The sequence below is a fragment of the Mesorhizobium sp. B2-4-7 genome (assembly GCF_006442685.1).
Taxonomy (GTDB): Bacteria; Pseudomonadota; Alphaproteobacteria; order Rhizobiales; family Rhizobiaceae; genus Mesorhizobium.
Map to the genome: position 1 here is coordinate 575,624 of NZ_VFVH01000001.1, position 26,460 is coordinate 602,083.

The following is a 26,460-nucleotide window of genomic DNA, read 5'->3' on the forward strand; positions in this document are numbered from 1 at the left end:
GTGGCCTCATGCAATCACATCAGGCAGGTACGTTCCAGATGTCTTTCGCGTATTGGCGGATCGTGCGATCGGAAGAGAACCAGCCGACGCGCGCGACGTTGCGGATTGCCCTGGCGTACCAGTCCGGACTGTTGCGCCAGACGGCGTCGACGTCTCGCTGGCAAGTGGCATAGGCGTCGAAATCCGCCGCGACCATGAACCAGTCGCTGTCGTATAGACCATTGATGAGATCGCGGTAGCGGTTGGGATCATCGGGCGAAAAGACGCCCGATGAAACGGCCGCGAGCGCCTGCGACAGTTCGGGCGATGCCTCGATGACGCCACGCGGATCGTAGCCATTGTTGCGGCGCTCGGCGACCTCCGCCGTGGTCAGGCCGAAGATGAAGATGTTGTCGTCGCCGACGCACTCCTTGATTTCGACATTGGCGCCGTCGAGCGTGCCAATGGTCAGCGCGCCGTTCAGCGCGAACTTCATGTTGCCGGTGCCCGAAGCCTCCATGCCGGCGGTCGATATCTGCTCAGAGAGGTCGGCGGCCGGCATCATGATCTCGGCGAGGCTGACATTGTAGTTCGGCACGAACACCACCTTGAGCAAGCCGCGAACGGCCGGATCGCGGTTGATGACCCTGGCAACGTCGTTGGCCAGTTTGATGATCAGCTTGGCATTGTGGTAGCTGGGCGCCGCCTTGCCGCCGAAGAATTTCACGCGCGGCATCCAGTCGCGCTCCGGGTGCGAGCGGATCTGGTCGTAGAGCGCGACCGCCTCGAGGATGTTCAGGAGTTGGCGCTTGTATTCGTGGATGCGCTTGACCTGGATGTCGAACAGCGCCGAGGGATCAAGCCTGATACCGAGCCGGTCGGCGACGAGATTGGCCAACTTCACCTTGTTCTGCCGCTTCACGCCGGCGAATTTTTCGCGGAAAGCGGTATCGTCGGCAAAGGCATCGAGCCCCTTGATGGCCTCGATGTCATCCAGGAAGCGGTCGCCGATCGCCTCGCGGGCGAGTGCGGCCAGACCTGGGTTGCACTGGATCAGCCAGCGCCGCGGCGTGATGCCGTTGGTCTTGTTGTTGATGCGGTCGGGATAAAGCGTGTGCAGGTCGGCGAACACCGTTTCCTTCATCAGCTCGGTATGCAGCGCCGAGACGCCGTTGATCGAATGCGAGCCGACGAAGGCGAGATTGCCCATGCGCACGCGACGGTCGCCATTCTCCTGGATCAGCGAGATGCGGCTGATCTGCTCGCCGGAGAACTGATTGGTGGCGCGCGCCTCGAGCAGCACCTGCGCATTGATGGCGTAGACGATCTGCATATGGCGCGGCAAAAGCCGCTCGAACAGCGGCACCGGCCAGCTTTCCAACGCCTCCGGCAGCAGCGTGTGGTTGGTATAGCCGAAGGTGCGTTTGGTGGTGTCCCAGGCCTGGTCGAAATCCATGCCGTGGACGTCCATCAGGAGGCGCATCAGCTCCGGCACGGCGATCGCCGGATGGGTGTCATTGAGGTGGATTGCCGCCTTGTCGGGCAGCGACTTCAGGTCGCCATATTGACTGAGATGCCGCTGCACGATGTCCTGCAAAGAGGCGGTGGAGAAAAAATATTCCTGCCGCAGCCTGAGTTCCTGCCCTGCCATGTGGGAATCGGCGGGATAGAGCACGCGCGACAACGCGTCGGCCTTGTTGCTTTCGGCGAGTGCGCCGATGTGGTCGCCAGCATTGAACTTGTCGAGCAGGATCGGATCGACCGGCATGCCCGACCAAAGCCGCAAGGTGTTGACGCGGTTCCCCCGCCAGCCGACGACGGGTGTGTCGTAGGCGACGGCCAGCACATGCTCGGTCGGCTTCCAGACATGGCGTTCCAGCCGGCCATCCCTGGTGGTGACCGATTCCACCGAGCCGCCGAACCCGACCTCTAACGACCGTTCGCGGCGTTCGAACTCCCAGGGATTGCCGTGATCGAGCCAGGTCTCGGGCAATTCCACCTGCCAGCCGTCATGGATCTCCTGGCGGAACATGCCGTTGGCGTAGCGGATACCGTAGCCATGCGCGGGAATATCGACGGTGGCCATGCTTTCCATGAAGCAGGCGGCGAGCCGGCCGAGGCCGCCATTGCCAAGTGCTGCATCCGGCTCAAGCGTGGCGATGAGGTCGAGTTCCACACCTAGCGACGACAACGCCTCGCGCATGTTCTCCATCAGGCCGAGATTGGAGAAGGCGTCACGCATCAGGCGGCCGATGAGGAACTCCAGCGAGAGGTAATAGACGCGCTTTTCCTGCTGGGCGTAGGCCTCTTTCGTCGCCTGCATCCAGCGATCGACGATGCGGTCGCGCACGACCTTGATCGAGGCGGTCAGCCAATCGTACTGGGTGGCGACGGTGGTGTCCTTGCCGACCCTGTATTTGAGGGCCATCAAGACTTCCCTTGCGAGCGTCTTGGGGTCGGGATTTTCAAGCAGTGGCGGGAGGGGGGCGGATGTCATCGTGCGCGTCATGCTGCCTCTCGTGCGTTTGCCACGATCATACCGGCTTTCATCATTCATCCCAGCCCATGCTACCGCATTGCAGCAACGTTCAATCGATTTAAGTAAGCCGGAGGCGACTTACCCAGCGGCAATTTGGCAGTTCAGGCCGCCAGCGCCGCCTCCGGCGGCGTCTTTGCCCCGGTCATGAATGCGACGGCATCGGACATTGTATTTTGTTTGGGATCGATGACGCACAGCCGACGACCCAGCCGATGGATGTGGATGCGGTCTGCCACTTCGAAGACATGCGGCATGTTGTGCGAGATCAGCACGATCGGCAGGCCCCGCTTCTTCACGTCGAGGATGAGTTCCAGCACGCGGCGGCTTTCCTTGACGCCAAGTGCTGCCGTCGGCTCGTCCATGATAACCATCTTGGAGCCGAAAGCGGCGGCGCGCGCCACTGCCACGCCCTGGCGCTGGCCGCCGGATAGCGTCTCCACCGCCTGGCTGATGTTCTGGATGGTCATCAGGCCGAGTTCAGTCAGCTTGTCGCGGGCGCGCTTTTCCATCGCCGGACGGTCGAGCATGCGAAGCCATTGGCCGACAAAGCCGGGCTTGCGGATCTCGCGGCCGAGAAACATGTTGTCGGCGATCGACAGCGCCGGCGACAGCGCCAGGTTCTGGTAGACGGTCTCGATGCCGGCTTCGCGGGCCTCCATGGGCGATTTGAAGGCGACCGGTTTGCCCTCAAGCCGGATTTCGCCTTCATCGGGCACGACAGCGCCTGAAATCGCCTTGATGAGCGACGACTTGCCGGCGCCGTTGTCGCCGATAACAGCGAGGATTTCGCCGGGGTAGAGGTCGAAATCGGCATTGTCCAAGGCGGTGACGCGGCCGTAGCGCTTGACCAGTCCGCGAGCGGTGAGGATAGGGTCCTGGGTCATGCCGAAACCTTTCTGATCCATTGATCGACCGCCACGGCGCCGATGATCAGCACGCCGGTGAGCAGCACCTTCCATTGCGGATCGGCGCCCAGCATGTTGAGGCCCATGGAGACGACACCGACGATCATCGCGCCGAACAGCGTGCCGAGGATCGAGCCGCGGCCGCCGAAAAGAGAAATACCGCCGATCACCGTGGCGGTAATCGCCTGCAGATTGTAGTCAGTCACGGCGGCCGACGGCGAGATCGACCCATTGCGACCGATGGAGACCCAGGCGGCGAAAGCGGCGATCAGCCCGGCCAGGGTATAGACCGTCATGAGCACCTTCTTGGTCTGGATACCCGACAGTTTCGCCGCCTCCTGGTCGTCGCCGACGGCGTAGACATGGCGGCCCCATGCCGTGTGATTGAGCACGTACCAAAGGAGCAGCACGAGCGCGACCATCGCAATCACGCCGGCCGTCAGCACAGCGGTGCCGACCTTGAAGCTGAGCGCGAACAGATGCAGCAGCGGCGCCTGAACGTCGACGTCGGTGTCGCGGATCGTCTCATTGGCCGAATAAATAAAGTTCGTCGCCATGACGATGTTCCAGGTGCCGAGTGTCACGATGAATGGCGGCAGTTTCATGTAGGCGACAAGCACCCCGTTGAGCAGCCCGCAGGCAGCACCCGCGGCAAGTCCGATCGCTACGGCAAGGACGCTCGGCAGGCCGTAGCTGACGGCGCAATTGCCCATGATCACGGCCGAAATCACCATGATGACGCCAATCGAAAGGTCGATGCCGGCGGTGAGGATGACCAGGGTCTGGGCGGCACCCAGAATGCCGACGATGGCGATCTGCTGCAGGATCAGCGTCAGCGTGTAGGACGAGAAGAAACGCCCGCCAATGGTGAGGCCGAACACGATGATCGCCAGGACCAGAACGATCAGCGGCACCGCGGCTGGCGTCGAATGCAGAAAATGCTGGATGCGTCTGACCGCCGATTTATGCTCGTCAAACGCGGCAACGCTCGTGTCGCTGCCTGAGAGAACCTTCTCGAATTCCTGAGCTTGAGACATGTTTCCTCCCCGTAGGGTATCCGCCACGCGGCGACACCCGTCCACGCTTTTCCGGTCTCCTGCCGGGATTGTTCGCGGTCACGCGACCATCGTCCACCCGAAGCGGCCGGGGATCAAGTCCGGCCGCTCCGTTTTTAGTTGCCAGTCAGACCGGCATCAGCCCCAGCACTTGGCGAGGCCTTCCTTGGTGTCGATGGACTTCACGCCATTGGCCGGCTTGTCGGTCACCAGATTGACGCCGGTGTCGAAGAAGTTCTTGCCTTCGGTCGGCTTCGGCTTGGTGCCGTCCTTGGCAAAATTGGCGATGGCCTCGATGCCGAGCGCCGCCATCTGCAGCGGATATTGCTGCGATGTCGCGCCGATGACGCCTTCGGCCACCGACTTCACGCCGGGGCAGCCGCCATCGACGGAGACGATCAGCACCTGGCTTTCCAGGCCGACGGCCTTGAGCGCCTGATAGGCGCCGACCGCGGCCGGCTCGTTGATGGTGTGGATGACGTTGATGGTGTTGTCCTTCTGCAGAAGGTTCTCCATCGCCTTGCGGCCGCCCTCCTCATTGCCGTTGGTGACGTCATGGCCGACGATGCGCGCGTCATCCTCGTCGCCGATCTTGTTGGGATCCTTCACGTCGATGCCGTAGCCCATCATGAAGCCCTGGTCGCGCAGCACGTCCACGGTCGGCTGCGAGGGGGTCAGGTCGAGGAAGCCGATCTTGGCGTCCTTGGCCTTGTCGCCGAGCGTCGCGGCGGCCCAGGCGCCGATCAGTTTGCCGGCCTCCAAATTGTCGGTAGCAAAGGTCGCGTCGGCGGCGTCGATCGGATCGAGCGGCGTGTCGAGCGCGATCACCAGCAGGCCGGCATCACGCGCCTTCTTCACCGTCGGCACGATGCCCTTGGTGTCGGACGCGGTGATGAGGATGCCCTTGGCGCCGTCGGCAATGCAGCTCTCGATCGCCGCGACCTGGCTTTCGCTGTCGCCGTCGATCTTGCCGGCATAAGTCTTGAGGTCGACACCAAGCTCCTTGGCCTTGGCGGTCGCACCCTCCTTCATCTTGACGAAGAAGGGATTGGTGTCGGTCTTGGTGATCAAGCAGGCGCCGACACCGGCCGCGGATGCGGACGAGGCGAATGCCATCAGGCCCAGAGCAGCCGCCGCAAAAACGGTGGATTTCAACAGTTTTGTATTGGTCACGATTTCCTCCCAGTGGAACATTTCAGATGCCGGCCAACCGGCACCCCTCCGGCATCCAAGCAACCTCTCCCGGTACGGATGCCTGCCTCAAATGACACCAGACCAATCTCTCTGTCAATAATTAAATCACTCTTATTTATTATTGACAGCCTTGCGCCGTTCGCACATTCTGCCCCAAAAGCATCGAGGGGTAATAACGGGAGGAACAGGGTGGAGACGGCCATTGCCAGGCATGGTTCGCCCGAGGCGAATGAGAGCCTTATTCACCGCGGCACCAACCAGAGCGGCATGCGGGACCACAATGAGCGGCTGGTGCTGTCGCTGGTGCGCCAGCATGGCAGCCTGGCGAAGTCCGACATCGCCCGCATGACCGGACTGTCGGCGCAAACCGTCTCCGTCATCATGCGCGAGCTCGAGGAGGAAAGCCTGCTGCTGCGGCAGGCGCCGCTGCGCGGCAAGATCGGACAGCCCTCCATCCCCATGGCGCTCAATCCCGAGGGCGCGTTCTTCATCGGCCTGAAGATCGGCCGCCGCAGCGCCGAACTCGTGCTGATCGATTTCCTCGGCAATGTACGTTCGATGCTGCAGCATTCCTACCGCTACCCTGCCCCGCGCGAGACGGTGGAATTCGTCACATCAGGCATGAAGAAGATGCGTGGCGAACTTTCGCCCGCGCAGGACAAGCGCATAGCGGGGCTCGGCATCGCCATGCCGTTCGAGCTCTGGAACTGGGCCGATACCGCCGGCGCGCCGCGTGACGTCATGGACGAATGGCGCCATCGCGATATCCGCGCGGAGATCCAGGCGCAATGCGATTTTCCGGTCTATCTGCAGAACGACGCCACTTCGGCCTGCGGCGCGGAGCTGGTCTTCGGCCAGGCAGGCGCCCCGCGTGATTTCGTCTATTTCTATATCGGCGCCTTTGCCGGCGGCGGCATCGTCCTCAACGGACGGCTCTTTGGCGGCCCGACCGGCAACGCCGGCGCGCTGGGCTCCATGCCGGTGCCCGGACCGGAGGGAAAGCCGACCCAATTGATCGACGTGGCTTCGATCGCCATGCTCGAAAAAGCGCTCAATGCACGTGGCGTCGAGGCTTCGCATCTGTGGACGTCGCCCGAGGACTGGGGCGAGATCGGCGCCGAGCTCGACGACTGGATTACAAACGCCTCGCGGGCGCTCGCCTATGCCATCGTCGCGGCATCGTCCGTCATCGACTTCGAGGCGGCGGTGATCGACGGCTGGATGCCGACGCAGGTGCGCCGCAGGCTGGTCGACGCCGTCATCGCAACCATCGACACGGTCGATGCCGAGGGATTGAAACTGCCAAACGTCCGCGAAGGCACCGTCGGTATTCACGCGCGCGCTCTCGGGGGCGCCAGCCTGCCACTATCCGAGCGCTTCCTGATCGGTTCGACCACGATTTCCAGGAGCATCTGAATGCTGATCGGAATTCCGGCGCTGCTCGGTCCGGAGCTTCTGGCGATCCTGCGTGCGATGGGGCATGGCGACGAAATCGCCCTGGTCGATGGAAACTACCCGGCCGAAGAGCAGGCAAAGCGGCTGGTGCGGGCCGACGGCCACCATCTCATTCCGGTGCTGGACGCCATATTGAGCGTGCTGCCCGTCGATGACGTCGTGCCGGAGGCGCTGTTTCGCGCCTCGGCCAAGGGCGACCCCTCGCTCGCCGATCCCGTGCATCATGAAATCGAAGTGCTGTGTGCAAAACGCGCGCCCGGGCGCAAGGTGGTTGCGCTGGCCGGTGCCGACTTCTATGCACGCGTCAGGGCCGCGCACGCCATCGTCGCGACCAGCGAACCCAGGCTCTACGCCAACATCATCATCCGCAAGGGCGTGATCCATCCGCCGGAGACGACAAGACAATGATCCTTTGCTGCGGCGAGGCCCTGATCGATATGCTGCCGCGCACGACGACGGAGGGAGAACGGGCCTTCGCACCCTATGTCGGCGGCGCGGTGTTCAACACCGCCATTGCGCTCGGCCGGCTGGGCGCTCCTGCCAGCTTCTTCTCGGGCCTGTCGTCGGACCTGTTCGGCGGCCAGCTCCGCGAAGCGCTCGGGGCGAGCAAGGTCAGTTCCACCTATGCGCACACTTCGCCCCGGCCGACGACGCTCGCCTTCGTGCGGCTGAACGATGGCCAGGCAACCTACACTTTCTACGACGAGAACACCGCCGGGCGCATGCTGACCGGCGAGGATCTGCCGCAACTTGGTCCGGAGATCGAGGCCATGCTGTTCGGCGCCATCAGCCTTATTTCGGACCCGGCGGGGGCCGCCTACGAGGAATTGATGAAGCGCGAGCATGGTCGTCGCGTCATGATGCTCGACCCCAACATCCGGCCGAACTTCATCCCGGACAAGGCAAAGCATCTGAAGCGTATCCGCGAGATGATGGCGATGGCCGATATCGTGAAACTCTCGGATGAAGATCTTCACTGGTTCGACGAAGCCGGCTCGCACGAGGACGTCGTGCGCAACTGGCTCGACCGCGGACCCAAGCTGATCGTCGTCACCCATGGCAGCGAAGGCGCCGTCGGCTACACCAGGGACCACACGGTCAGCGTAACGCCGCGAAAAGTCGAGGTGGTCGATACGGTCGGCGCCGGTGATACGTTCAATGCCGGCATCCTCGCCTCGCTGCATGAGCAGGGCCGGCTAACGAAAGCGGCGATTTCAGGCCTTTCCGAGGACGCCATCCGTGCGGCCCTGACACTCGGCGCCAAAGCGGCGGCGGTGACGGTATCGCGGGCCGGCGCCAATCCGCCCTGGCGCCATGAGATCGCCTGAGTGGCGCGCCAGAGGAAACGAATCCAAATTAACAGGTTCCTTGGAACCTTCGCCGGCGCGCTGTTGATGAGGCAGTAAAGAAAACCCGCCTGTGCGGCGGGTCCTTGGCGCAACTCAGCACCATAGGTAGATATGTAGCATAGTTGCCTTCACCCCGTCAAGAAAAAATTCCTATCTTCGGATAGTTGCCGCACTGCGGACTGGCCGTTCTCAGGCCTTGGCTGACCCAAGTTCGGGCCGTGGTAAGGCCCAACATGGATTGAGCCGGCCGATCACTTTATGTTTAGCAGGGTCGACTCTGGGGTTATAAGGCCGTAATTGCGCCGCACGAATCCCGGATTTCCGGCGTCCGGCTGACCGACACCGAAAAATGCGGTAACAGACTGCCACGACCGGGCAATTTGTCGCTCCGCGCGCCCGGCTTTCTCGGCAGGCGCAATTCTGATACCAGCGGGTCGAGGCCAGACCGCCCGGTTAAAATCGTTTGAGGACGACATGCAGTTCATCGATCTTGGCGCACAGCGCGAACGAATCCGCGACCGGCTGAAGGCCGCGATCGACCATGTCGTCGAGGACGGCCGCTATATCCTCGGTCCCCAGGTAGCCGAATTCGAGAAAAAGCTCGCCGCCTATGTCGGCGTCAAGCACGTCGTGGCCTGCGCCAACGGCACCGACGCACTGCTTTTGCCGCTGTTCGCCGCCGGGATCGGCCCGGGCGATGCCGTGTTCGTTCCGAGCTTCACCTTTGCCGCCACGGCGGAAGTGGTGGCGCTGGCCAAGGCCGAGCCGGTTTTCGTCGACGTCGATCCCAAGACCTACAACATCGACATCGCCAGCCTCGAGGCGGCGATCACGATGATCAAGAAAGAAGGCCGGCTGAAGCCCAGGGCGATCATTCCGGTCGACCTCTTCGGCCTTGCCGCCGACTACGATGCCATCATGGCGATCGCCCACCGAGAAGGCCTGATGGTGATCGAGGATGCCGCCCAATCGATGGGCGGTTCGGCGGACGGCAAGATGTGCGGGTCGTTAGGCACGGTCGGCTCGACCAGTTTCTATCCGGCGAAGCCGCTCGGCTGCTACGGCGACGGCGGAGCGATGTTCACCAACGACGACGCCTTGGCCGACAAGCTGCGCTCCTTCGCCTTCCACGGCAAGGGCGAGACGCAATATGACAACATCCGGGTCGGCATCAATTCACGGCTCGACACGCTGCAGGCCGCGATCCTGATCGAAAAGCTCGCCATTCTCGAGGACGAGATGGTTGCCCGGCAAATGGTGGCGAACCGTTATGCCGAAGGGCTTGCTGATGTCGTCACGGCAGCCCGCAACCTGGACGGCAGCCGCTCGGCCTGGGCGCAATACGCCATCGAGACGCCCAAGCGCGACGGGCTGAAGGCGCATCTCGGCGAAAAAGGCATTCCGTCGGTCATCTACTATGTGAAGCCGCTGCACGAGCAGACCGCCTATCGCGACTATCCGAGAACGCCGACCGGCCTTGCCGTATCCGAGCAATTGCCCAAGCGCATCCTGTGCCTGCCGATGCATCCCTATCTCAGCGAAGCCGATCAGGACCGGATCATCGAGACGATCCGCAACTATATCGGATCGAACTCGGCGCAGGCCGCGGCCGAGTAACCAGCCGGCTTCAGGCGGAGCTTGCCCCTGCCCTGCCGCTGGCGATGAAATGCGGATTGGCAAAATCCGCATCGCCGCCCTGGTCTCGCTTGCCATACATCAAGGGCTGTCCATCCAACGTGCGCGTGATGCCGCCCGCGGCGCGCAGCACGGCATCGCCGGCTGCGGTATCCCACTCCATGGTACGACCGAAGCGCGGATAAATGTCCGCCTCGCCATTGGCGACCAGACAGAATTTCAGCGACGAGCCGACAGAGACGATCTCGGCGATGCCTAGGTCACGAATATAGGCTTCGGTTTCGGGCGTGTTGTGGGAGCGGCTCGCAACCACCGCCAGCGGCGTCGCAGCCGCCCTCACCGAAATCGGCCGGCGAGAGACGATGCGGAAGTCGCCATCTATTTCGAGGAATTCCGCCTTGCCCGGCAGCCCGGAAAAGAACCGGCCCGTGCAGGGCGCGAAAACGACGCCGACTTCCGGCACGCCGTGGCGGACAAGCGCGATGTTGACGGTGAAATCGGTGCGGCGATTGACGAATTCCTTGGTGCCGTCCAGCGGATCGATCAGGAAGAAAGCCCCGTCCAGGTCCGGCGGCACGATGCCGGCGGATGCTTCCTCCTCGGCCACGCAGGGAATGTCGGGAAAGGCCGTACGCAATCCGGCCAGAATGATCTTCTCGCTCTCGCGGTCCGCCTCGGTCACCGGCGAGGAATCTGATTTCTGGTCGACCGCGCAGCCGGCGTGGAACACACGCATGACCTCGCGGCCGGCCGCCAAAGCGAGCCCCTCGAAAATTTCGAGCATCGACCTGTCGTCAGATGCCGCCGCCATTGTCGTATTGGTCTTCGGCAATGTCACGCTCGTTCAGCCAGTGTTCCAGGGCATCTACCATCTCCTCGGCCGATTTGCCGAGCGTCTTCAGATGGATTTCCGGTTTTTCCGGCGCTTCGTAAGGCGAGTCGACACCGGTGAAATTCTTGATCTCGCCATTGAGCGCGCGGGCGTAGAGGCCTTTCGGGTCACGCCTGGCGCATTCCTCGAACGGCGTGTCGACGAACACTTCGACGAACTCGCCTTCGGCCATCAATTCGCGGGCCATGCGCCGCTCGGCGCTGAAAGGCGAAATGAAGGAAACGATGACGATCAGCCCTGCATCGGCCATGAGGCGGGCCACTTCGGCGACGCGGCGGATGTTTTCGACGCGGTCGGCGTCGGTAAAGCCGAGATCCCGGTTGAGGCCGTGGCGGACATTGTCGCCGTCGAGAATGTAGGTATGGCGCCCGGAGGCAAACAGCTTCTTCTCGAACAGGTTGGCGATGGTCGATTTGCCCGAGCCCGACAGCCCGGTGAACCAGAACACGGCGGGCCGCTGGTTCTTGATGTCGGCACGTACCCGCTTGCCGACATCGAGCGATTGCCAATGGATGTTCTCGGCACGGCGCAGCGAATGCAGGATCATGCCGGCGCCGACCGTGGCGTTGCTGATGCGGTCGATCAGGATGAACGCGCCGGTTGTACGGTTCTCGGCGAAGGTGTCGAAAGCGATCGGCGTGCGCGTCGAGATGTTGCAGATGCCCACTTCGTTCATCTCGAGCGACTTGGCAGCTTCACGGGCAAAGTCATTGACATTGACCCGATATTTCAAATCGGTGACGGTAGCGCTGGTCTGGTCGGTCTCGGTGCGCAGGATATAGGAGCGGCCCGGCAGCAGCGCATGTTCATCGAACCAGACGATGTTGGCGGCGAACTGGTCGGCGACCTGCGGGCGTGCCGCAGGCGCCACCAGCATGTTGCCCCGGGAAATCTCGACCTCGTCATCGAGGACAAGCGTGATGGCCTGGCCGGCAACCGCCTGGGCGAGGTCGCCACCCTGCGCGACGATGCGCCTGACGCGGGAGGATTTGCCCGATTTGGCGACGACGACCTCGTCGCCTTGCGAGATCGCGCCCGAGGCGATCGTTCCGGCGAAGCCGCGAAAATCGAGATTGGGGCGGTTGACGTACTGCACCGGAAAACGGAACGGCAGCTCGGCCGCGGCCTCGTCGACCGAAACGGTTTCGAGATGTTCGATCAGCGTCGGGCCGGAATACCATTCCATCCTGTCGGAGCGGCCGGTGACGTTGTCGCCGTAGCGCGCCGACATCGGGATCGGCACGATGGTCTCAAAGCCGAGATCGCGCGAAAACTGCTGATAGTCCTGCGTGATCCGGTCGAAGACCGCCCGATCGAAATCGACGAGATCGATCTTGTTGACGGCCAGCACGATATGGCGGATGCCGAGCAGCGAGGCGATGATCGAGTGGCGCCTGGTCTGGCGCAGCACGCCTTGCCGCGCATCGATCAGCACGATTGCCAGGTCGGCGGTGGACGCGCCGGTCGCCATGTTACGCGTGTACTGCTCGTGGCCGGGCGTGTCGGCGACAATGAATTTGCGCTTTGGCGTGGCGAAGAAGCGATAGGCGACGTCGATGGTGATGCCTTGCTCGCGCTCGGCTTCGAGACCGTCGACCAGCAGTGCGAAATCGATGTCGTCGCCGGTCGTGCCGTGCTTGCGCGAATCGCGTTCGAGCGCGGCAAGCTGGTCCTCGAAAATCTGCTTGGTGTCGGAGAGCAGACGGCCGATCAGCGTCGACTTGCCATCGTCGACGGAGCCGCAGGTGAGGAAGCGCAGCAGCGACTTCTTCTCCTGCGCCGCCAGATAATCGCGGACGCCGTCGGTAGGTGCGAGGCTCTTTGCCATGATGTGGCGCATGGTCAGAAATACCCCTCGCGCTTCTTCTTTTCCATCGAGCCGGCTTCGTCCCGGTCGATCAGGCGGCCCTGCCGTTCGGAGGTGCGCGCGGTCAGCATCTCGCCGACGATAGCTTCCAGCGTGTCTGCTTCCGATTCGATGGCGCCGGTCAGCGGGTAGCAGCCGAGCGTGCGGAAGCGCACCAGCCGATTCTCGATCGCCTCACCGGGGCGCAATTTCATGCGATCGTCGTCCTTGAGGATGAGCATGCCATCGCGTTCCACGACCGGCCGCTGCTTGGCGAAATAGAGCGGCACGATCGGGATGTTCTCCTGCAGGATGTACTGCCAGATGTCGAGCTCGGTCCAGTTGGACAGCGGAAAGACGCGGATCGATTCACCCGTGGCGATGCGGGTGTTGAAGATCTTCCACATTTCGGGGCGCTGATTCTTCGGATCCCAGACGTGCTGGGCGTTGCGGAAGGAAAAGATGCGCTCCTTGGCGCGCGATTTTTCCTCGTCGCGGCGGGCGCCGCCAAAGGCGGCATCGAAACCGTATTTGTCGAGCGCCTGGCGCAGCGCCACGGTCTTCATCACATGGGTGTGCGTGTTCGAGCCATGATCGAAGGGATTGATGTTGTCGCGCACGCCATCCTGGTTGACGTGAACCAGGAGATCGAAACCGAGTTTTTGCGCCATCTGATCGCGAAAGGCGATCATCTCGCGAAATTTCCAGGTTGTGTCGACATGAAGGAACGGAAAGGGCGGCTTGGCGGGATAGAACGCCTTCATCGCCAGGTGCATCAGCACGGACGAATCCTTGCCTACGGAATAGAGCATGACCGGCTTGGCGAAGGCGGCCGCGACTTCACGGAATATGTGGATTGACTCGGCCTCAAGCCGCTGCAGGTGCGTAAGCGCTGTTGTCATGGCCTGTCTAGCGTTCTCTCGTGCCTTCCGACAGAAGACCTGGCATCAAATCATCGGGCTTCCCGCCCGGTTCAAGCTTGCTTCTGGACAATGTTATTCTTGCGGGCGTTCTAGCAGATCGCCGCTGCCCAGAACAATGCAAGACGCGCCTGGCAAGGAGTGGTTCGGGAATGAATTTTCCATCCATGCGTCAAAATGCGGAAATTCCTGCTTGTCACGCCGGCGGCTGAGAAAATGCGGGGGAAAAAATTGCTTGATGAAAAGCACGCAGTCTTCGCCGCGCCCAAATCCGATCGTCTGCCAGCGACTACCGATTTTCGGTGGCAATCGGCCTTGATGCACTTTCAGAAAAAGACCCAAGCCGCTATACCGGCCCCTGAAAGCGGGCAGATGCACGATGCGACACGGGCAATTTCGGCAGGGCTATGTTTGCCGCCGTCAGACAATCCGCCGTGTGAAGCGTCCGAGAATGGTGAGCCGCCCTTGAGCCAGCTTTCATCGATAAGACGGCAGTTCTCGCCCGCGCGGATCAATATCTATTTTTCCATCGCTTGCTTCTTTTTTCCACCGGTCCTGGGGTCTGTGGTGAGCTTCGTGTTCAACGGCGGCGGCCTGTGGTCGGTTCTTTTGATCGCCTCGAAAAAGAGGCGCTTCAACATCGACCGGGCGATGATGGCGCTCACGATCGCGATCTATGCCTATTGCGCGGCAAATCTCCTGGCTTCGCTCGCCAATAACGCAATTGTCAGGGATGCGCCGCATCTGATCCCGCTCGTCACCTTCCTGTTTTTCCCCCTCTCCTATTCAACCTGGAGCATTACGCAGAAAACAACCCTTGTCCGGATCATAATCCTCAGCAGCATGGCCGCCTGTTTCGTCGCGCTGCTGTTGGCGATCATCCAGCAATATTGGATCGGGATGAGGGCGGAGGGCGGAGCGGGAAATGCGATAGTGTTCGCCACGGTCGTCTGCCTTGCAGTGATGGCCTGCGTGGCCGGTGCCCTGTCGGGCATCGAAAGGCACAAGAGTGCGCTGATCTGCGCAGCGCTCGGCGGAACGATCGCCATCATCTATTCCGGCACGCGCATCATCTGGCTGGCGCTGCTGATTTCCGGCATTGCCGTGCTGTTGATCAACCAGCATTGGCTGAAAGGGAAGAATGCCGTCCGTCTGCTGCTTCTGCTGGCGGCGATCGGCGTCGCGGTCGCCGCTATCGGCTTCCATACAATATCCGACAGATTTGATTTTCTGCGCTCTGATTGGGACGCGCTTGGGGCGCACGGCAATTCCGACACCTCGCTTGGAATACGTGTTGCCCTCTGGGACATCGGCCTGAAGGCATTCCGCGACATGCCCTTGTTCGGACACGGAGTGGGCGCCAACCAGCTCTTGATCAGGCAGGGCTTCCAAGACCTGTTCGCGAAAACGGCAGGTTTCAATCATTTCCACAATGGCTTCCTGACGGCATTGGTACAGGCGGGCATCCTGGGCGCCGTGACTTTGGCGGCGATCTTTGTCGTCGCCGGCAGAAACGCCGCCCTGGTCCTGCGCAACAGCGCCGACCCGATCGAGCGCTTTGGCGCCACCATGGTCGTCGTCATGGTGATCATCTACCTGACGGCTGGGATGACAGGCATCCTGATCGGCCAAGACATCCTGGATTCGGTGTTCATGGTCTTCCTGGTATCCGGGACCTATCTTGCGTCGGGACGTCAGGCCCCGTTGCCGGAAGAGATGCCGCTTCCGCCAGTCACGCAATAGCGGCTCCGGGCAAGGCAATGAAGGTCTTGGTCACAGGCGCATCGGGCTTCATCGGACGTCTCGTCGTGCAAAGGCTTCGCGAGGCAGGCGTGGAGGTTCGCCTCGCCTCGCGCTATCCCGAAAGCCTCGCTTCGGGCAGCGACATCGTCGCCTTGCCGCGTTTCGATGCGCCGGCCAAGGCCTTCCTTGCCGTCACCCGCGATGTCACGGACGTCGTTCATTGCGCCGGCCTGAACAATGATCACGGCGGTGCCACCGAAGCCGACTACCGAGCCGCCAACGCGGAACTGAGCGCGCGGCTGGCGCATGCGGCCGCCATGCAGGCAAGCGGACGCTTCATCCAACTGTCATCGGTCCGGGCCGTGATCGGCGCCCGCGTCAGCGCAACGATCGACGAGCATACGGTCCCCGATCCGCAATGCGCCTACGGGCGCTCGAAACGCGAGGGCGAGATCAGGGTCCTGGACGCCTATGCATCGCACGGCCGCGCCGACGCCGCCGTGCTGCGCCTGCCGGCGGCCTACGCAAGCGGCATGAAGGGCAATCTGGCAATGCTGATGCGCCTGGCCGATACGGGCCTGCCGCTGCCGACAGGTATTCTGACAGGAACCCGCTCGCTGGTGTCGGCCGACGCAGCGGCGCAAGCCGTGCGGCATTTGTTGGCTCATCCGGGGCCGCTTAGCCCTGCCTATATAGCCAGCGATGTGCCTCCGGTGTCGGTGGCAGCCGTCGTAAGCGCCTTCCGTAAGGGACTTGGGCGGCCGGTGCGCCTGGCTGCCGTACCGGCCAGCCTGATGCGGATGGCCGCGGTCGCGCTAGGCAAGCGGGCGTTTTGGGAAAGCATGACGGCGACACAGATATGCGACCCTTCCCTGCTCGTCTCGCAGGGCTGGCTGCCGGAAACAGCGACGCTTGATCGTCTAAGCGAAATCGCGGCGCGCAGCAGGCAAGCTCAACCTGGATAAATCGTCGCGAGCAGGATGCGAAGATCAAGGCCGATCGAGGCGACCTTGAGATAGTCGGCATCGGTTTCGGCCAATAGGGCCGGGTCCGACATATCGATGCCCTTGACCTGAGCCAGGCCGGTGATGCCGGGAAGCGCCGATGAAACGCCCAGCCGTCGGCGGCACTCGATCAGCTCGGTTTGCGTCGGCAGACAGGGACGCGGTCCGACCAAGCTCATCTCGCCCTTCAGAACATTCCAGAACTGCGGCAGCTCATCGAGCTTGAACTTCCGCAGGGTCTTTCCGGCCGGCGTCACGGCATTCGCCGGCGCCTCGTGCGAAGGCAAGGATGGCGTGCCGACATACATCGTGCGCAATTTGTGACAGCGAAAGAGCACGCCATCGCGGCCAACCCGCGTTTGAGAAAAGATGGCCGGACCGGGCGACGATATACGAACAGCCAGGACAGCGAGCGCCAGGACGGGTGAAGTGACCAGGAGCAGCAGCGCCGCGCCGGCAAGATCGAAGATTTGCTTGGCTGTCTTCATGAACCGCCGATAGTGCTCGTTGCCAAAACCAAAGACGAAATACGAATCCGCTCGACGTAGCATGAGGCTATCGCTCGACCAAGCTCGACCCCTCGCCTGCTCGGATGCGCCAGCAGAGGAATGCCAGCCAGCGCCCCAGGGTCCCGAAGGTCCGCCGATAAATGCCGCTCTTGCGCAGATTGCTCAAGCGCCGAAGAAGGCCAGGGTCTTTTGAAGCATCAGTTCGCCTGCCCGGCCGCTTTCGGGATCACGGCCTCAGGCACGTCCCCTCTTACCTTCTTGGTATGGTCAAGACCCGCAAGCACCGCGAGCGAGGATGCCTTGTCCTGGCTCTTCACGGATTGCTGCAGGGCCGCAAGCGCCGCCTGGACATCGGACCATTCCGCGACATCGGTGCTCAGGCCAAAAATCTTGGAAATGCCGAGTTCGACCAGCTCCTCATCCTCACCATGCAACGTTTCATGGAGTTTTTCACCGGGCCGGATTCCGGTGAAGCGAATGGGGATGTCCGTGTATGGGCTTTTTCCGGACATGCGGATCATCGTCTCGGCAACTTCGAGGATCGGCACCGGTTTGCCCATGTCGAGCATGTAGACGGCGTAGTCGTCGCCGGCTTTCCGCGAGGCGGCATCGGCCGCCGACATGATGACGAGGTCGACGGCTTCGGCCACGGTCATGAAATAGCGCGTCATGCGCCGGTCGGTTATGGTGACCGGACCTCCGGCCTCGATCTGCGCCTGGAATATGGTTGCGACCGAGCCATTGCTGCCAAAGACATTGCCGAACCGAACGGCTATGAACTTGGTGGCGGGGCGCCGGGCGCCGGGCTCGCCGGCGGGCGTTTCATGCAAGGCGCTGACGATCTGTTCGGCCGCCCGCTTCGTCAGGCCCAGCACGGATGTCGGGTCCACGGCCTTGTCGCTCGAAACAAGCACGAATTGCTTGACGCCGCATTTGGCGGCAACCTCGGCACAGACAAGCGTTCCGAAGACATTGGTCTGGATGGCCGAATCCCAGTTTTCCTCGAGCAAAGGCACATGCTTCAGTGCCGCGGCGTGGAAAACGATGTCCGGCTTGAACTCGGTGACGACACGCGTCATCTGGCGCCGGTCGGCGACATCGACAATGCGGACCTTGAGGCGGTCATGGTCCTTCTCTTCGACGTATTGGCTCAACTGGAAAATGCCGAACTCGGAATTGTCGGCAACCAGCACCGCCTCCGCGCCCAGTTCCAGTGACCTCTTGACCAGGGTGCGGCCGATGGAACCGGCGCCGCCGGTGACCAGGACGCGCTTGCCGCCGACGAAGGCCCCGATGCGTTCGATGTCGGACGGAACCGTGGGGCGGCGCAGGATCGTTTCCATCTCGACCTCGTCGAGAACGAGCTTTCCCTCCTGGCCGAGCTGCGAAAGCCCCGAGAACTGCACCACCGCTATGTCGCCTTGCCGGGCAACACGGACGAGCTCCGAATACTCCTCGATCTCATGTTCGGCGCCGCTGCCGAAAATCAGCAGGTCCAGGCTTGTCGTACCCTTGGCGTATTCTTCCAGCACCTCGATCAGGCGGGGGCGGGTGGCCACGACGGGAACGCCCTGGATCCGAGTGCCCTGCGGAACACCGTGCTCAATCGCCATAATCCCTGCAATTGAATACTCTACAGGCTGCGTCGTGCGCGTGAAACGGATGATTACGTCGGCCTCGCTCAGCTTGCCGACAAACACCGCTCTCTTGGTCGAAGCCTTGCCGCGACTCAGAATGCGCCAGCTCGCGCCGTCGCGAAAGAACCGGTAGAAAATCCGGGGCGCCGAGATGATCGTGAAAGAAACCAGGAAGAAGACGATGAACTGGCGCTCATTGAGGCCCGCCACCGGCTGAAAGGAACGAACAAAAAGCGAAACACAGTAAAGGACGATGGTCAGTATTGCGCAGCCCTTCAGGATGTTGAAGAAATCCGGCGTCGAGGCGAAGCGCCACACAGTATTGTAGAGGCCGCAATATCTGAATAACAGATGACTAAGAATAATGATGCTCGCCCAGCAAGCGAAACCCGCTGGAGAGAACGCTTCGAACGACAGCCTCGACTGCGATAAAGTCAGGCTAAGCGCCACCGCCACCAAAACCATGGCGATGTCTTGAATCATGATGATGGCGCGACGCATTGTGGGCCGGAGTCCGGGTACAGCTTCTACATAGGATTTCATCGGACGGTACTGAACTCCAGGCGCGAAGACTTCAATACTAAAGTGGCTCTAGAGCGAATACCATCCGTCACCGGCGGCTTCTTTTTAGTACCAAATCTTCGGCCCCCGCCGCGTGTATCGCATAGCGTGGACTTGAAATCATCGCCAGAGATTTTTTCATAGGTTGGCGGGTGAAGAGAAAGTCCGTTTGATCAAGATCTTGCACATCAACTGCAAAGAGCCCTAGAGTCCGACAGCAACTCAGGATAGAGAGGGGGGTCGGCCGTAGAGGTCAATCCTTGACTACTCTTTGCCCTGGTGCGGTCTGCTCTCGACCTATGGCCTATGGTTCCGCAGATATCAAGCGGTTCGAGAATGCCGGCAGCGCGATCGTGAGGCCATCGCTCGGTCCTTGACGCCAGACGGCTCTCACCCTGTCGACGCGGCTGGGAATGCAGTGTGGATAGCTGGAAGGAAAGGTGAACCGCCCGAAGCGATTTTGCGGTTGACAGCCAAGTCTGCTGCAATATGACGGTCTTCCCTTTACCAGCCAAAGCGAAGTGATGAAGTTTGGATCAAGTGGCCTGCGAGGGTTGGCTTCAGAATTAGTCGGGAAACCCAGCGGCCTTTATACGGAGGCTTTCGCTTGGCGTCTCGTTGCCGATGGGGTCCGATCGAAGGCCAAGGTGTTCGTTGGTCGCGACTTGCGCGATAGCAGTCCGACGATCGCCGCCAACTGCATGGCTGCCTTGGCGGCAAGTGGGTTTCAACCGATCGATTGCGGTGCCATTCCAACGCCAGCCTTGGCGTTGTATGCCGGGCAGCATGACGCAGCGGCGCTCATGGTTACGGGTTCGCACATCCCTGCGGACCGCAATGGCATCAAGTTCTATAGCCCGCGGGGCGAGATCACCAAGGCCGATGAAGCCGCTATGGCACACTATGCTGCCGAACGGCTAGACGCCTATTGCCCCCCGCCGCCAATAGGTACGGCTTTGCCGGGGCATCACGACAATGCGATCGCCGCCTATCGCGCGCGCGCTGATGACATCTTGGAGCCAGGGTCCCTTTCGGGCCTGAGGCTCGGCGTCTATCAGCACAGTTCGGTCGCGGCGGATCTTCTGGTGGAGGTTCTCCGATCCTTTGGCGCAGATGTGACACCTGTCGGGAAATCGGAGACCTTCGTACCCGTCGATACCGAAGCCGTTGACGAAACCACAATTGCAAAGTTCAAGGGTTGGGCGCGAGAATTCCACCTCGACGCCATCGTGTCGACCGATGCCGATGCTGATCGGCCACTGATTGCCGACGAGAATGGTGACCTGTTTCGCGGCGACCTGATCGGCCTCGCCACGGCTCTGTTCCTGCGGGCTGACATCGTGGTGACGCCCGTGACTTCCAATTCAGGTATTTCGAAAGCCTTCGGTTTTACGGTTCTGAGAACGAAGGTCGGATCTCCTTTCGTCGTCGAAGCCATGGAAGCCTCACACCACCCCGGGAAAATCGTTGTGGGCTTTGAAGCCAATGGTGGCGTTCTCTTGGGGTCGGACTGTTCGCTACACGGCAAGACATTGACGGCATTGCCGACACGGGATTCACTGCTCCCCATCCTGGCTGTCCTCGGGATGGTCGCATCGACAAGAAAATCGCTGTCAGGTCTGCGCGCGTTGTGGAATCTTCCGGCCTGTGCAAGCGAACGCCTTGAGAATTTTCCAGTGGAGAGTTCGCGCAGCTTGATGCGTCGGCTCGCGGATCGGCCTGCACTGCAGCGGTTTCTGGCCCCGTTCGGGACTGTTGCTGAAGTTGACGAGACCGACGGCCTAAGGACACAAATGCTGACTGGCGAGATCATCCATCTGCGGCCGTCCGGCAACGCGCCTGAACTTCGCTGTTATTCGGAGGCAGCAGACCCAGGCAGAGCGAGAGCGATTGTGGCGCTGACGCTCGACAGGGCGCTGGCGATCGCATCCACAAACGAAGCAGAGGTCATTTCATGAAAGTGGTTCCCGTCATAATCAGCGGTGGAGCCGGATCGCGACTATGGCCTGCCTCAAGGCAATCGCACCCCAAGCCTTTTCTTAAAGTGGCGGACGGGCATTCGCTTATTCAGCACACAGTGCTGCGCGCCGCGTCGATTGAGGGAGTGGTGGAACTCGTGGCTGTAACGTCCGGGGACCACCTTTTCCTCACGAAGGACGACTTCGACGAACTGGATTCGGTTGTGTTGCCACGTACGTTTCTGCTCGAGCCGGAAGGCCGGGATACGGCCGCTGCCGTGGCGGCAGCCACTGTCCATGCCAAGGCAACGCAGGGCCCTGATGCGATTCTATGCGTCTTCCCAGCCGATCACATGATTGGCAACCTGCCCGCATTTCTAGACGTCATGGGCCGCGCCATCGAATACGCAAAACTGGGGCGGATTGCCACACTGGGCATCAGCCCGACCAGGCCGGACACGGCGTTCGGCTATATCGAAGCCGATGGTGAGAAAGTCGTCCGTTTCGTTGAAAAACCGGATCTCGACACAGCCAAAGCCTATGTCGAATCCAAACGCTTCTTCTGGAACGCGGGGATATTCTGCTTCAGCGCGCAACGCATGCTCGACGAGATGGCTTTGCATTGCCCCGAAGTGATCCAGGCGGTTTCCGACAGTTATGAGAACGGCCGATTCAGTCAAGGCGAAGGCTTTGCCAAAATCGAACTCGCGCCCGAGCATTTTGGCTCCGCTCCGCGTATCTCTCTCGATCATGCGGTTATGGAGAAGGCAAACAATCTTGCCGTGGTTCCTTGCGACATGGATTGGAACGACATCGGATCTTGGAACGCAATGGCCGATTTGATCACTCCTGACGAAAGCGGCAACAGGCTACGCGGCGATGTTCATATGGTGGACACCACCGGCAGCTATATAAGTTCCGACAAACGCGTCATCGGCACGGTCGGGGTCAGCGATCTGGTGATCGTCGATTCTCCCGACGCATTGCTTGTCGCCTCCCGCGATCGCGTTCAGGACGTCAAGAAGTTGTTCGAGGGCCTCAAGGCTTCCGGGCATGAGGCACATTTGGTCCACAGCACCGTACATAGGCCGTGGGGCACCTATACGGTTCTGGAGGAAGGCGAGCGCTTCAAAATCAAACGCATCGAGGTGAAACCCGGCAGACGTTTGAGCCTGCAGATGCACTACCATCGTTCCGAGCACTGGGTCGTGGTCAGCGGCTCCGCGAAAATAGTCAATGGCGACCAGGAGCTGTTCCTGGCGACCAACGAGTCAACCTACATCCCCTGCGGTCATAAACACAGGCTGGAAAACCCTGGCCGGATTGACCTGGTGATCATTGAAGTGCAAAGCGGCGATTATCTCGGCGAGGACGATATCGTGCGTTTTGACGACGTATACGGCCGCGCCTGACAATCCATTGGCTCACGGTGCTGGGGGCGGCAAAGCCTTAGGGGCTGGGCGGACACAAATCGGATACATCGAGAACATTGATGAAAAAAAAAGCACTGATAACCGGCATCACCGGGCAGGACGGCGCCTATCTGGCGGCATTCCTGCTGGAAAAGGGTTATTCCGTTCACGGCGTAAGGCGCCGCACATCCCTTTTTAATACGGATCGCATCGATCATTTGTATCATGATCCACATGAAAAGGGTGTAGATCTGACGTTGCATCATGGCGATCTGACTGACTCATCAAGTCTGATGCGGATCATTCAGCTCGTTCAGCCGGATGAGATTTACAATCTGGCGGCACAGAGTCACGTAGCCGTTTCATTTGAGGAACCTGAATACACCGCCAACTCCGACGCTCTAGGGGCGTTGAGAATTTTGGAAGCCATCCGAATTCTCGGCTTGGAGAAGAAGGTCCGTTTCTATCAGGCGTCTACGTCTGAGCTGTACGGGCTCGTGCAAGAGACGCCGCAAAAGGAAACCACGCCATTCTACCCACGGTCTCCTTATGCCGTGGCCAAATTGTATGCATACTGGATTACGATCAATTATCGCGAAGCATACGGCATCTATGCGTGTAACGGCATTCTGTTCAATCACGAGTCCCCAATGCGAGGTGAGACGTTTGTGACGCGTAAGATTACGCGAGCGCTGGCACGGATCAAGCTAGGCATGCAAGAGAAGCTTTACCTGGGTAATCTAGATTCACTGCGCGACTGGGGGCATGCCAAAGACTATGTTGAGATGCAATGGCTTATGTTGCAACAGGAGGCGCCTGAGGATTACGTTATCGCAACTGGCGAGCAGCATTCCGTGCGCGAATTTGTGACCCTGGCGGCTGCGGAACTGGATATTGACGTAAGATGGGAGGGAAAAGGCGTCGACGAGAAAGGGTACGATAACAAAAGCGGTCAATGTATAGTGGCTGTCGATGCGGCTTACTTTCGGCCGACAGAAGTCGAAACGCTTCTTGGCGACGCCAGTAAAGCTCGAAAGAACCTTGGCTGGGAACCTAGAATTAAATTCACCGAGCTGGTCCAAGAAATGATTCGCGAGGACTTTAAGGGTGCCGAGCAGGAAAAGCTGCTTACAACGCATGGCTATCAACGCTTCACTCGCGCAGAATAACCATGGCACGAATTCCAGTATATGAGCCATACCTCAGCGGAAACGTATCGGCGTATGTCAACGAGTGCTTGACTACGGGTTGGATTTCCTCACGTGGAGCCTTCATATCCCGATTTGAAAAGGCTTTTGCGGAGTATGTAGGCGCGAAAGAGGCGACAAGCGTGGCAAACGGTACCGTAGCCATCCACCTTGTGTTGGATGCATTGGGCATCGGTGCCGGCGACGAGGTCATCGTTCCAAGCTTCACATACATAGCGTCGGTCAACACCATTTTGCAGACCGGCGCGACGCCGGTCTACGTCGATTCGTTGGAAGACACGCTGCAGGTGGATCCGCAGGCAATACGTGACGCTATAACCCCGAGAACCCGCGCGGTCATGGCGGTGCATTTGTATGGCCATCCGTGTGATATGGATGCGATCTCGGGCCTTTGCCGCGATCACGATCTTTTGCTCATCGAGGACTGCGCGGAGGGCTTCGGGACCCGGTGGAAAGGCCGGCATGTCGGCACGTTTGGTGATGTTGCCACCTTCAGTTTCTTCGGGAACAAGACAATCACAACTGGCGAAGGCGGAATGGTTCTGGCGCGATCGGCTGAGGTGATGGATAAGTGTCGGCGCCTGAAAAGCCAAGGTGTTTCGCCGACCCGCGAATACTGGCACGACATGCTTGCCTACAATTATCGGATGACCAATATCCAGGCGGCGATCGGGCTTGCCCAGCTCGAGATGGCTGAAGAGATCATCAAACGCAAACAGCAGGTCGCAGAGATATACCGGACCCGACTGTCCGGACTTCCCTTGAGGACCCATGATCCCGTGGGCGACGTTAATCATTCGCACTGGATGTGTTCGATCGTCGTTGACCAAGTTGAGGATCGAGATCGGTTGCGTGCGCGTCTTGCCGACGACGAAATCGAGACACGCCCGTTTTTCCCCTTAGCCAGCCACATGCCGCACTGTTATTCTGACCGGGCCTTTCCGAATGGCGATAGCGTAAGCAAGCGTGGCATCAATCTGCCGAGCTACCCCGGACTGACCGAGGAACAGCTGAACCGCATATGTTCTTCGATCATCGGTTATTTCGAGGATCGACCGCGGTGACTTTGCGTTAAGGAAATGGCCTGTGAACGAGTATCTTAGGGGCATTTGGGCCGCGCGATATTTTTGGATGCATCTCGCGATGTCCGATCTGCGCGGTCGCTGGAGAAGGTCCTTCTTCGGTGTCCTGTGGTCGATTATCCAGCCTCTGGGCCTAACGATCCTTATCTCCATCGTGTTCAGTCGTATCTTCGACGCCGCGATCTCGGAATATGCGCCCTACATTCTCTCCGGGGTCATCATCTGGGAGTACATCGTCTTCAATGTAAGTGGAGGCGCATTGGCTTTCGTCCAAGCCGACGCGTACATCAAGCAGACACGTCACCCGTTAGCGATATATACGCTTCGAAACGTTATTTCCGGGCTTATAGTGCTTGCCCTGGCCAGCATCAGCCTCATCGGTTGGGTGCTTGTCGTGATGCCGCAGAATTTCGGCTGGTCTTGGCTTGCCGCCCTCACGATTTTCCCGATCATCGGTCTGATTGTCTGGCCGTGGGCGACGATAATGGCATATTTTTCTGCCCGTTTTCGCGATCTGCCGCATGCGCTTGGCCTGATATTGCAAGCCGTATGGTTTGTCTCACCAATCTATTTCGAGACGTCGGTGTTCCGCAAAGGCAATTTGCATGTCCTGCTGGACTACAATCCGATCTATCACCTCCTCCAGATCGTACGCGCTCCACTCCTGCATGGTGAATGGCCCGTCGCTGCCAACTATCTATGGTGCGTCGGAACTATAGCGGTGCTCGCCATGATCGCAGCACTCGTGGGCAGGTCCGCCGAAAAGAGGGTGATCTTCTACCTATGACAAATCGGATTCACCTCGAATCGGTAAACCTCCATTATGCATCCGTGGGCTTCAGCGAACGGTCGTTGAAATCCATGCTGGCGTCGCTGGCGACGTTGAACGGAGGAGGCAAGAAGATCGTCGACATCCACGCATTGAAGGATGTTAGCCTGAACATTGGTCCCGGCGAACGTGTTGGCCTTCTAGGACACAATGGGGCCGGCAAAAGCACGTTCCTCAAGATGGTGGCAGGATTATACCCGATATCTTCCGGAAAGCGCGTGGTCGAGGGAACCGTCCGGTCTTTGTTTGACCTGAGTTTGGGTTTCGAGCCTGATGCCACCGGCCGAGAGAACATCCTGTATCGCGGACTTCTCCTCGGTCTCTCGCCCAAATTCATGCGCTCGATAGAAGACGAAGTTGTCGCCTTTGCCGATATTGGGGAGTTCATCGACTATCCGATCAAAACCTATTCCGCTGGCATGCAGGTGCGCCTCGCCTTCGCGATTTCGACAGCGGTCGGCGGTGACATTCTCCTCCTCGACGAGGTGATCGGTGCCGGTGATGCGAATTTTATGGGAAAAGCGCGCAAACGCATCCTGGATCTTGTCGAGCAGGCGGAGATTCTGTTGCTCGCTTCACATGACTTTGGCACGCTGAGCTCAATTTGTGAGCGAGGTGTTGTTTTTCATCATGGAGTCGTCGCGTTTGACGGCGCAATAGGGCCCGCGATCAAGGCATACAAAAAAGTGAATGGATTGGCGCAGTGATGTCGATGCCCATTCAATCTGCCTTGATCGGCGTTCATCTT

General features: G+C 60.3%; 21 protein-coding genes. 12 read left to right on the top strand and 9 right to left on the bottom strand.

Annotated features, from left to right (window positions below; all coding sequences use genetic code 11):
- Positions 1-19: 19 nt before the first annotated feature.
- From FJ946_RS02940 to FJ946_RS02955, 4 genes are all read right to left on the bottom strand, one after another.
- Positions 20-2,488, bottom strand: a complete 2,469-nt coding sequence (locus FJ946_RS02940) for a glycogen/starch/alpha-glucan phosphorylase (RefSeq protein ID WP_140564228.1) — start codon at positions 2,486-2,488, stop codon at positions 20-22.
- 131 nt (positions 2,489-2,619) lie between these two features.
- Positions 2,620-3,402, bottom strand: a complete 783-nt coding sequence (locus FJ946_RS02945) for an ATP-binding cassette domain-containing protein (RefSeq protein ID WP_140564445.1) — start codon at positions 3,400-3,402, stop codon at positions 2,620-2,622.
- Positions 3,399-4,460, bottom strand: coding sequence for an ABC transporter permease (locus FJ946_RS02950; protein WP_140494823.1), 1,062 nt, complete (start codon positions 4,458-4,460; stop codon positions 3,399-3,401). Before FJ946_RS02950 ends, FJ946_RS02945 begins: the two co-directional genes overlap by 4 nt.
- Positions 4,461-4,616: 156 nt before the next feature.
- Positions 4,617-5,633: a sugar ABC transporter substrate-binding protein gene (locus FJ946_RS02955; RefSeq protein ID WP_181165177.1), complete on the bottom strand. Its 1,017-nt coding sequence runs from the start codon at positions 5,631-5,633 to the stop codon at positions 4,617-4,619.
- Positions 5,634-5,861: 228 nt separating this feature from the next.
- Here FJ946_RS02955 and FJ946_RS02960 point away from each other — a divergent pair, with 228 nt between their 5' ends.
- From FJ946_RS02960 to FJ946_RS02975, 4 genes are all read left to right on the top strand, one after another.
- Positions 5,862-7,088, top strand: a complete 1,227-nt coding sequence (locus tag FJ946_RS02960) for an ROK family protein (protein WP_140564229.1) — start codon at positions 5,862-5,864, stop codon at positions 7,086-7,088.
- Complete coding sequence (locus tag FJ946_RS02965) at positions 7,089-7,535, top strand: RbsD/FucU domain-containing protein (protein WP_140514913.1); 447 nt, start codon at positions 7,089-7,091, stop codon at positions 7,533-7,535.
- Positions 7,532-8,455: a carbohydrate kinase gene (locus FJ946_RS02970; RefSeq protein ID WP_140494831.1), complete on the top strand. Its 924-nt coding sequence runs from the start codon at positions 7,532-7,534 to the stop codon at positions 8,453-8,455. Before FJ946_RS02965 ends, FJ946_RS02970 begins: the two co-directional genes overlap by 4 nt.
- A gap of 495 nt (positions 8,456-8,950) precedes the next feature.
- Positions 8,951-10,093 carry a DegT/DnrJ/EryC1/StrS aminotransferase family protein gene (locus FJ946_RS02975; RefSeq protein WP_140555882.1) on the top strand — a complete coding sequence of 381 codons (1,143 nt, stop codon included), beginning with the start codon at positions 8,951-8,953 and terminating at the stop codon, positions 10,091-10,093.
- Between the two features lie 10 nt (positions 10,094-10,103).
- On the opposite strand, the gene cysQ is transcribed toward FJ946_RS02975, so the two are convergent.
- The 3 genes from cysQ to cysD are packed head-to-tail and all read right to left on the bottom strand — an operon-like array spanning position 10,104 to position 13,751.
- Positions 10,104-10,895 (bottom strand): 3'(2'),5'-bisphosphate nucleotidase CysQ, encoded by a 792-nt coding sequence (cysQ, locus tag FJ946_RS02980; RefSeq protein WP_181167644.1) that lies wholly within the window; start codon positions 10,893-10,895, stop codon positions 10,104-10,106.
- Between the two features lie 10 nt (positions 10,896-10,905).
- Positions 10,906-12,843 carry a sulfate adenylyltransferase subunit CysN gene (cysN, locus tag FJ946_RS02985; protein WP_181167645.1) on the bottom strand — a complete coding sequence of 646 codons (1,938 nt, stop codon included), beginning with the start codon at positions 12,841-12,843 and terminating at the stop codon, positions 10,906-10,908.
- 2 nt (positions 12,844-12,845) lie between these two features.
- Complete coding sequence (cysD, locus tag FJ946_RS02990; protein WP_140494839.1) at positions 12,846-13,751, bottom strand: sulfate adenylyltransferase subunit CysD; 906 nt, start codon at positions 13,749-13,751, stop codon at positions 12,846-12,848.
- Between the two features lie 483 nt (positions 13,752-14,234).
- Between cysD and FJ946_RS02995 the strand changes: the two genes are divergently transcribed.
- Together FJ946_RS02995 and FJ946_RS03000 are read left to right on the top strand one after the other, a co-directional pair.
- Entirely contained in the window at positions 14,235-15,512 is a 1,278-nt protein-coding gene (locus tag FJ946_RS02995) for an O-antigen ligase (protein ID WP_140495055.1), read from the top strand.
- A 17-nt stretch (positions 15,513-15,529) separates the two neighbouring features.
- Entirely contained in the window at positions 15,530-16,477 is a 948-nt protein-coding gene (locus FJ946_RS03000) for an NAD-dependent epimerase/dehydratase family protein (RefSeq protein ID WP_140564232.1), read from the top strand.
- On the opposite strand, the gene FJ946_RS03005 is transcribed toward FJ946_RS03000, so the two are convergent.
- Together FJ946_RS03005 and FJ946_RS03010 are read right to left on the bottom strand one after the other, a co-directional pair.
- Positions 16,465-17,004 carry a sugar transferase gene (locus FJ946_RS03005; RefSeq protein ID WP_140494844.1) on the bottom strand — a complete coding sequence of 180 codons (540 nt, stop codon included), beginning with the start codon at positions 17,002-17,004 and terminating at the stop codon, positions 16,465-16,467. The two genes, FJ946_RS03000 and FJ946_RS03005, sit on opposite strands and share 13 nt — an antisense overlap.
- 218 nt (positions 17,005-17,222) lie before the next feature.
- Positions 17,223-19,205 carry a nucleoside-diphosphate sugar epimerase/dehydratase gene (locus FJ946_RS03010; RefSeq protein WP_181165146.1) on the bottom strand — a complete coding sequence of 661 codons (1,983 nt, stop codon included), beginning with the start codon at positions 19,203-19,205 and terminating at the stop codon, positions 17,223-17,225.
- A gap of 542 nt (positions 19,206-19,747) precedes the next feature.
- On the opposite strand from FJ946_RS03010, the gene FJ946_RS03015 reads away from it, so the two are divergent.
- From FJ946_RS03015 to FJ946_RS03040, 6 genes are all read left to right on the top strand, one after another.
- Positions 19,748-21,181 carry a phosphomannomutase gene (locus tag FJ946_RS03015; protein ID WP_140564233.1) on the top strand — a complete coding sequence of 478 codons (1,434 nt, stop codon included), beginning with the start codon at positions 19,748-19,750 and terminating at the stop codon, positions 21,179-21,181.
- Positions 21,178-22,593, top strand: coding sequence for a mannose-1-phosphate guanylyltransferase/mannose-6-phosphate isomerase (locus FJ946_RS03020; protein ID WP_140555889.1), 1,416 nt, complete (start codon positions 21,178-21,180; stop codon positions 22,591-22,593). The genes FJ946_RS03015 and FJ946_RS03020 overlap by 4 nt, the downstream gene beginning before the upstream one ends.
- 80 nt (positions 22,594-22,673) lie before the next feature.
- Positions 22,674-23,762, top strand: a complete 1,089-nt coding sequence (gene gmd / locus FJ946_RS03025; RefSeq protein ID WP_140494852.1) for a GDP-mannose 4,6-dehydratase — start codon at positions 22,674-22,676, stop codon at positions 23,760-23,762.
- Between the two features lie 2 nt (positions 23,763-23,764).
- The gene (locus tag FJ946_RS03030) at positions 23,765-24,865 is read left to right on the top strand and encodes a DegT/DnrJ/EryC1/StrS family aminotransferase (RefSeq protein WP_140564234.1); all 1,101 of its coding nucleotides are present in this window, start codon (positions 23,765-23,767) and stop codon (positions 24,863-24,865) included.
- Positions 24,866-24,887: 22 nt separating this feature from the next.
- On the top strand, positions 24,888-25,670 hold the full coding sequence (locus FJ946_RS03035) for an ABC transporter permease (protein ID WP_181167646.1): 783 nt from the start codon (positions 24,888-24,890) through the stop codon (positions 25,668-25,670).
- Entirely contained in the window at positions 25,667-26,419 is a 753-nt protein-coding gene (locus FJ946_RS03040; RefSeq protein ID WP_140564235.1) for an ABC transporter ATP-binding protein, read from the top strand. Before FJ946_RS03035 ends, FJ946_RS03040 begins: the two co-directional genes overlap by 4 nt.
- The last annotated feature ends 41 nt before the right edge of the window (positions 26,420-26,460 follow it).

What these genes read in the sequence shown, in the direction of transcription:
- FJ946_RS02940 (WP_140564228.1), bottom strand. Translation starts at nt 2,488, where the DNA reads ATGACGCGCACGATGACATCCGCCCCCCTCCCGCCACTGCTTGAAAAT.
- FJ946_RS02945 (WP_140564445.1), bottom strand. Translation starts at nt 3,402, where the DNA reads ATGACCCAGGACCCTATCCTCACCGCTCGCGGACTGGTCAAGCGCTAC.
- FJ946_RS02950 (WP_140494823.1), bottom strand. Translation starts at nt 4,460, where the DNA reads ATGTCTCAAGCTCAGGAATTCGAGAAGGTTCTCTCAGGCAGCGACACG.
- FJ946_RS02965 (WP_140514913.1), top strand. Translation starts at nt 7,089, where the DNA reads ATGCTGATCGGAATTCCGGCGCTGCTCGGTCCGGAGCTTCTGGCGATC.
- FJ946_RS02970 (WP_140494831.1), top strand. Translation starts at nt 7,532, where the DNA reads ATGATCCTTTGCTGCGGCGAGGCCCTGATCGATATGCTGCCGCGCACG.
- FJ946_RS02975 (WP_140555882.1), top strand. Translation starts at nt 8,951, where the DNA reads ATGCAGTTCATCGATCTTGGCGCACAGCGCGAACGAATCCGCGACCGG.
- cysQ (WP_181167644.1), bottom strand. Translation starts at nt 10,895, where the DNA reads ATGCTCGAAATTTTCGAGGGGCTCGCTTTGGCGGCCGGCCGCGAGGTC.
- cysN (WP_181167645.1), bottom strand. Translation starts at nt 12,843, where the DNA reads ATGCGCCACATCATGGCAAAGAGCCTCGCACCTACCGACGGCGTCCGC.
- cysD (WP_140494839.1), bottom strand. Translation starts at nt 13,751, where the DNA reads ATGACAACAGCGCTTACGCACCTGCAGCGGCTTGAGGCCGAGTCAATC.
- FJ946_RS03000 (WP_140564232.1), top strand. Translation starts at nt 15,530, where the DNA reads ATGAAGGTCTTGGTCACAGGCGCATCGGGCTTCATCGGACGTCTCGTC.
- FJ946_RS03005 (WP_140494844.1), bottom strand. Translation starts at nt 17,004, where the DNA reads ATGAAGACAGCCAAGCAAATCTTCGATCTTGCCGGCGCGGCGCTGCTG.
- FJ946_RS03010 (WP_181165146.1), bottom strand. Translation starts at nt 19,205, where the DNA reads ATGAAATCCTATGTAGAAGCTGTACCCGGACTCCGGCCCACAATGCGT.
- FJ946_RS03015 (WP_140564233.1), top strand. Translation starts at nt 19,748, where the DNA reads ATGAAGTTTGGATCAAGTGGCCTGCGAGGGTTGGCTTCAGAATTAGTC.
- FJ946_RS03020 (WP_140555889.1), top strand. Translation starts at nt 21,178, where the DNA reads ATGAAAGTGGTTCCCGTCATAATCAGCGGTGGAGCCGGATCGCGACTA.
- gmd (WP_140494852.1), top strand. Translation starts at nt 22,674, where the DNA reads ATGAAAAAAAAAGCACTGATAACCGGCATCACCGGGCAGGACGGCGCC.
- FJ946_RS03030 (WP_140564234.1), top strand. Translation starts at nt 23,765, where the DNA reads ATGGCACGAATTCCAGTATATGAGCCATACCTCAGCGGAAACGTATCG.
- FJ946_RS03040 (WP_140564235.1), top strand. Translation starts at nt 25,667, where the DNA reads ATGACAAATCGGATTCACCTCGAATCGGTAAACCTCCATTATGCATCC.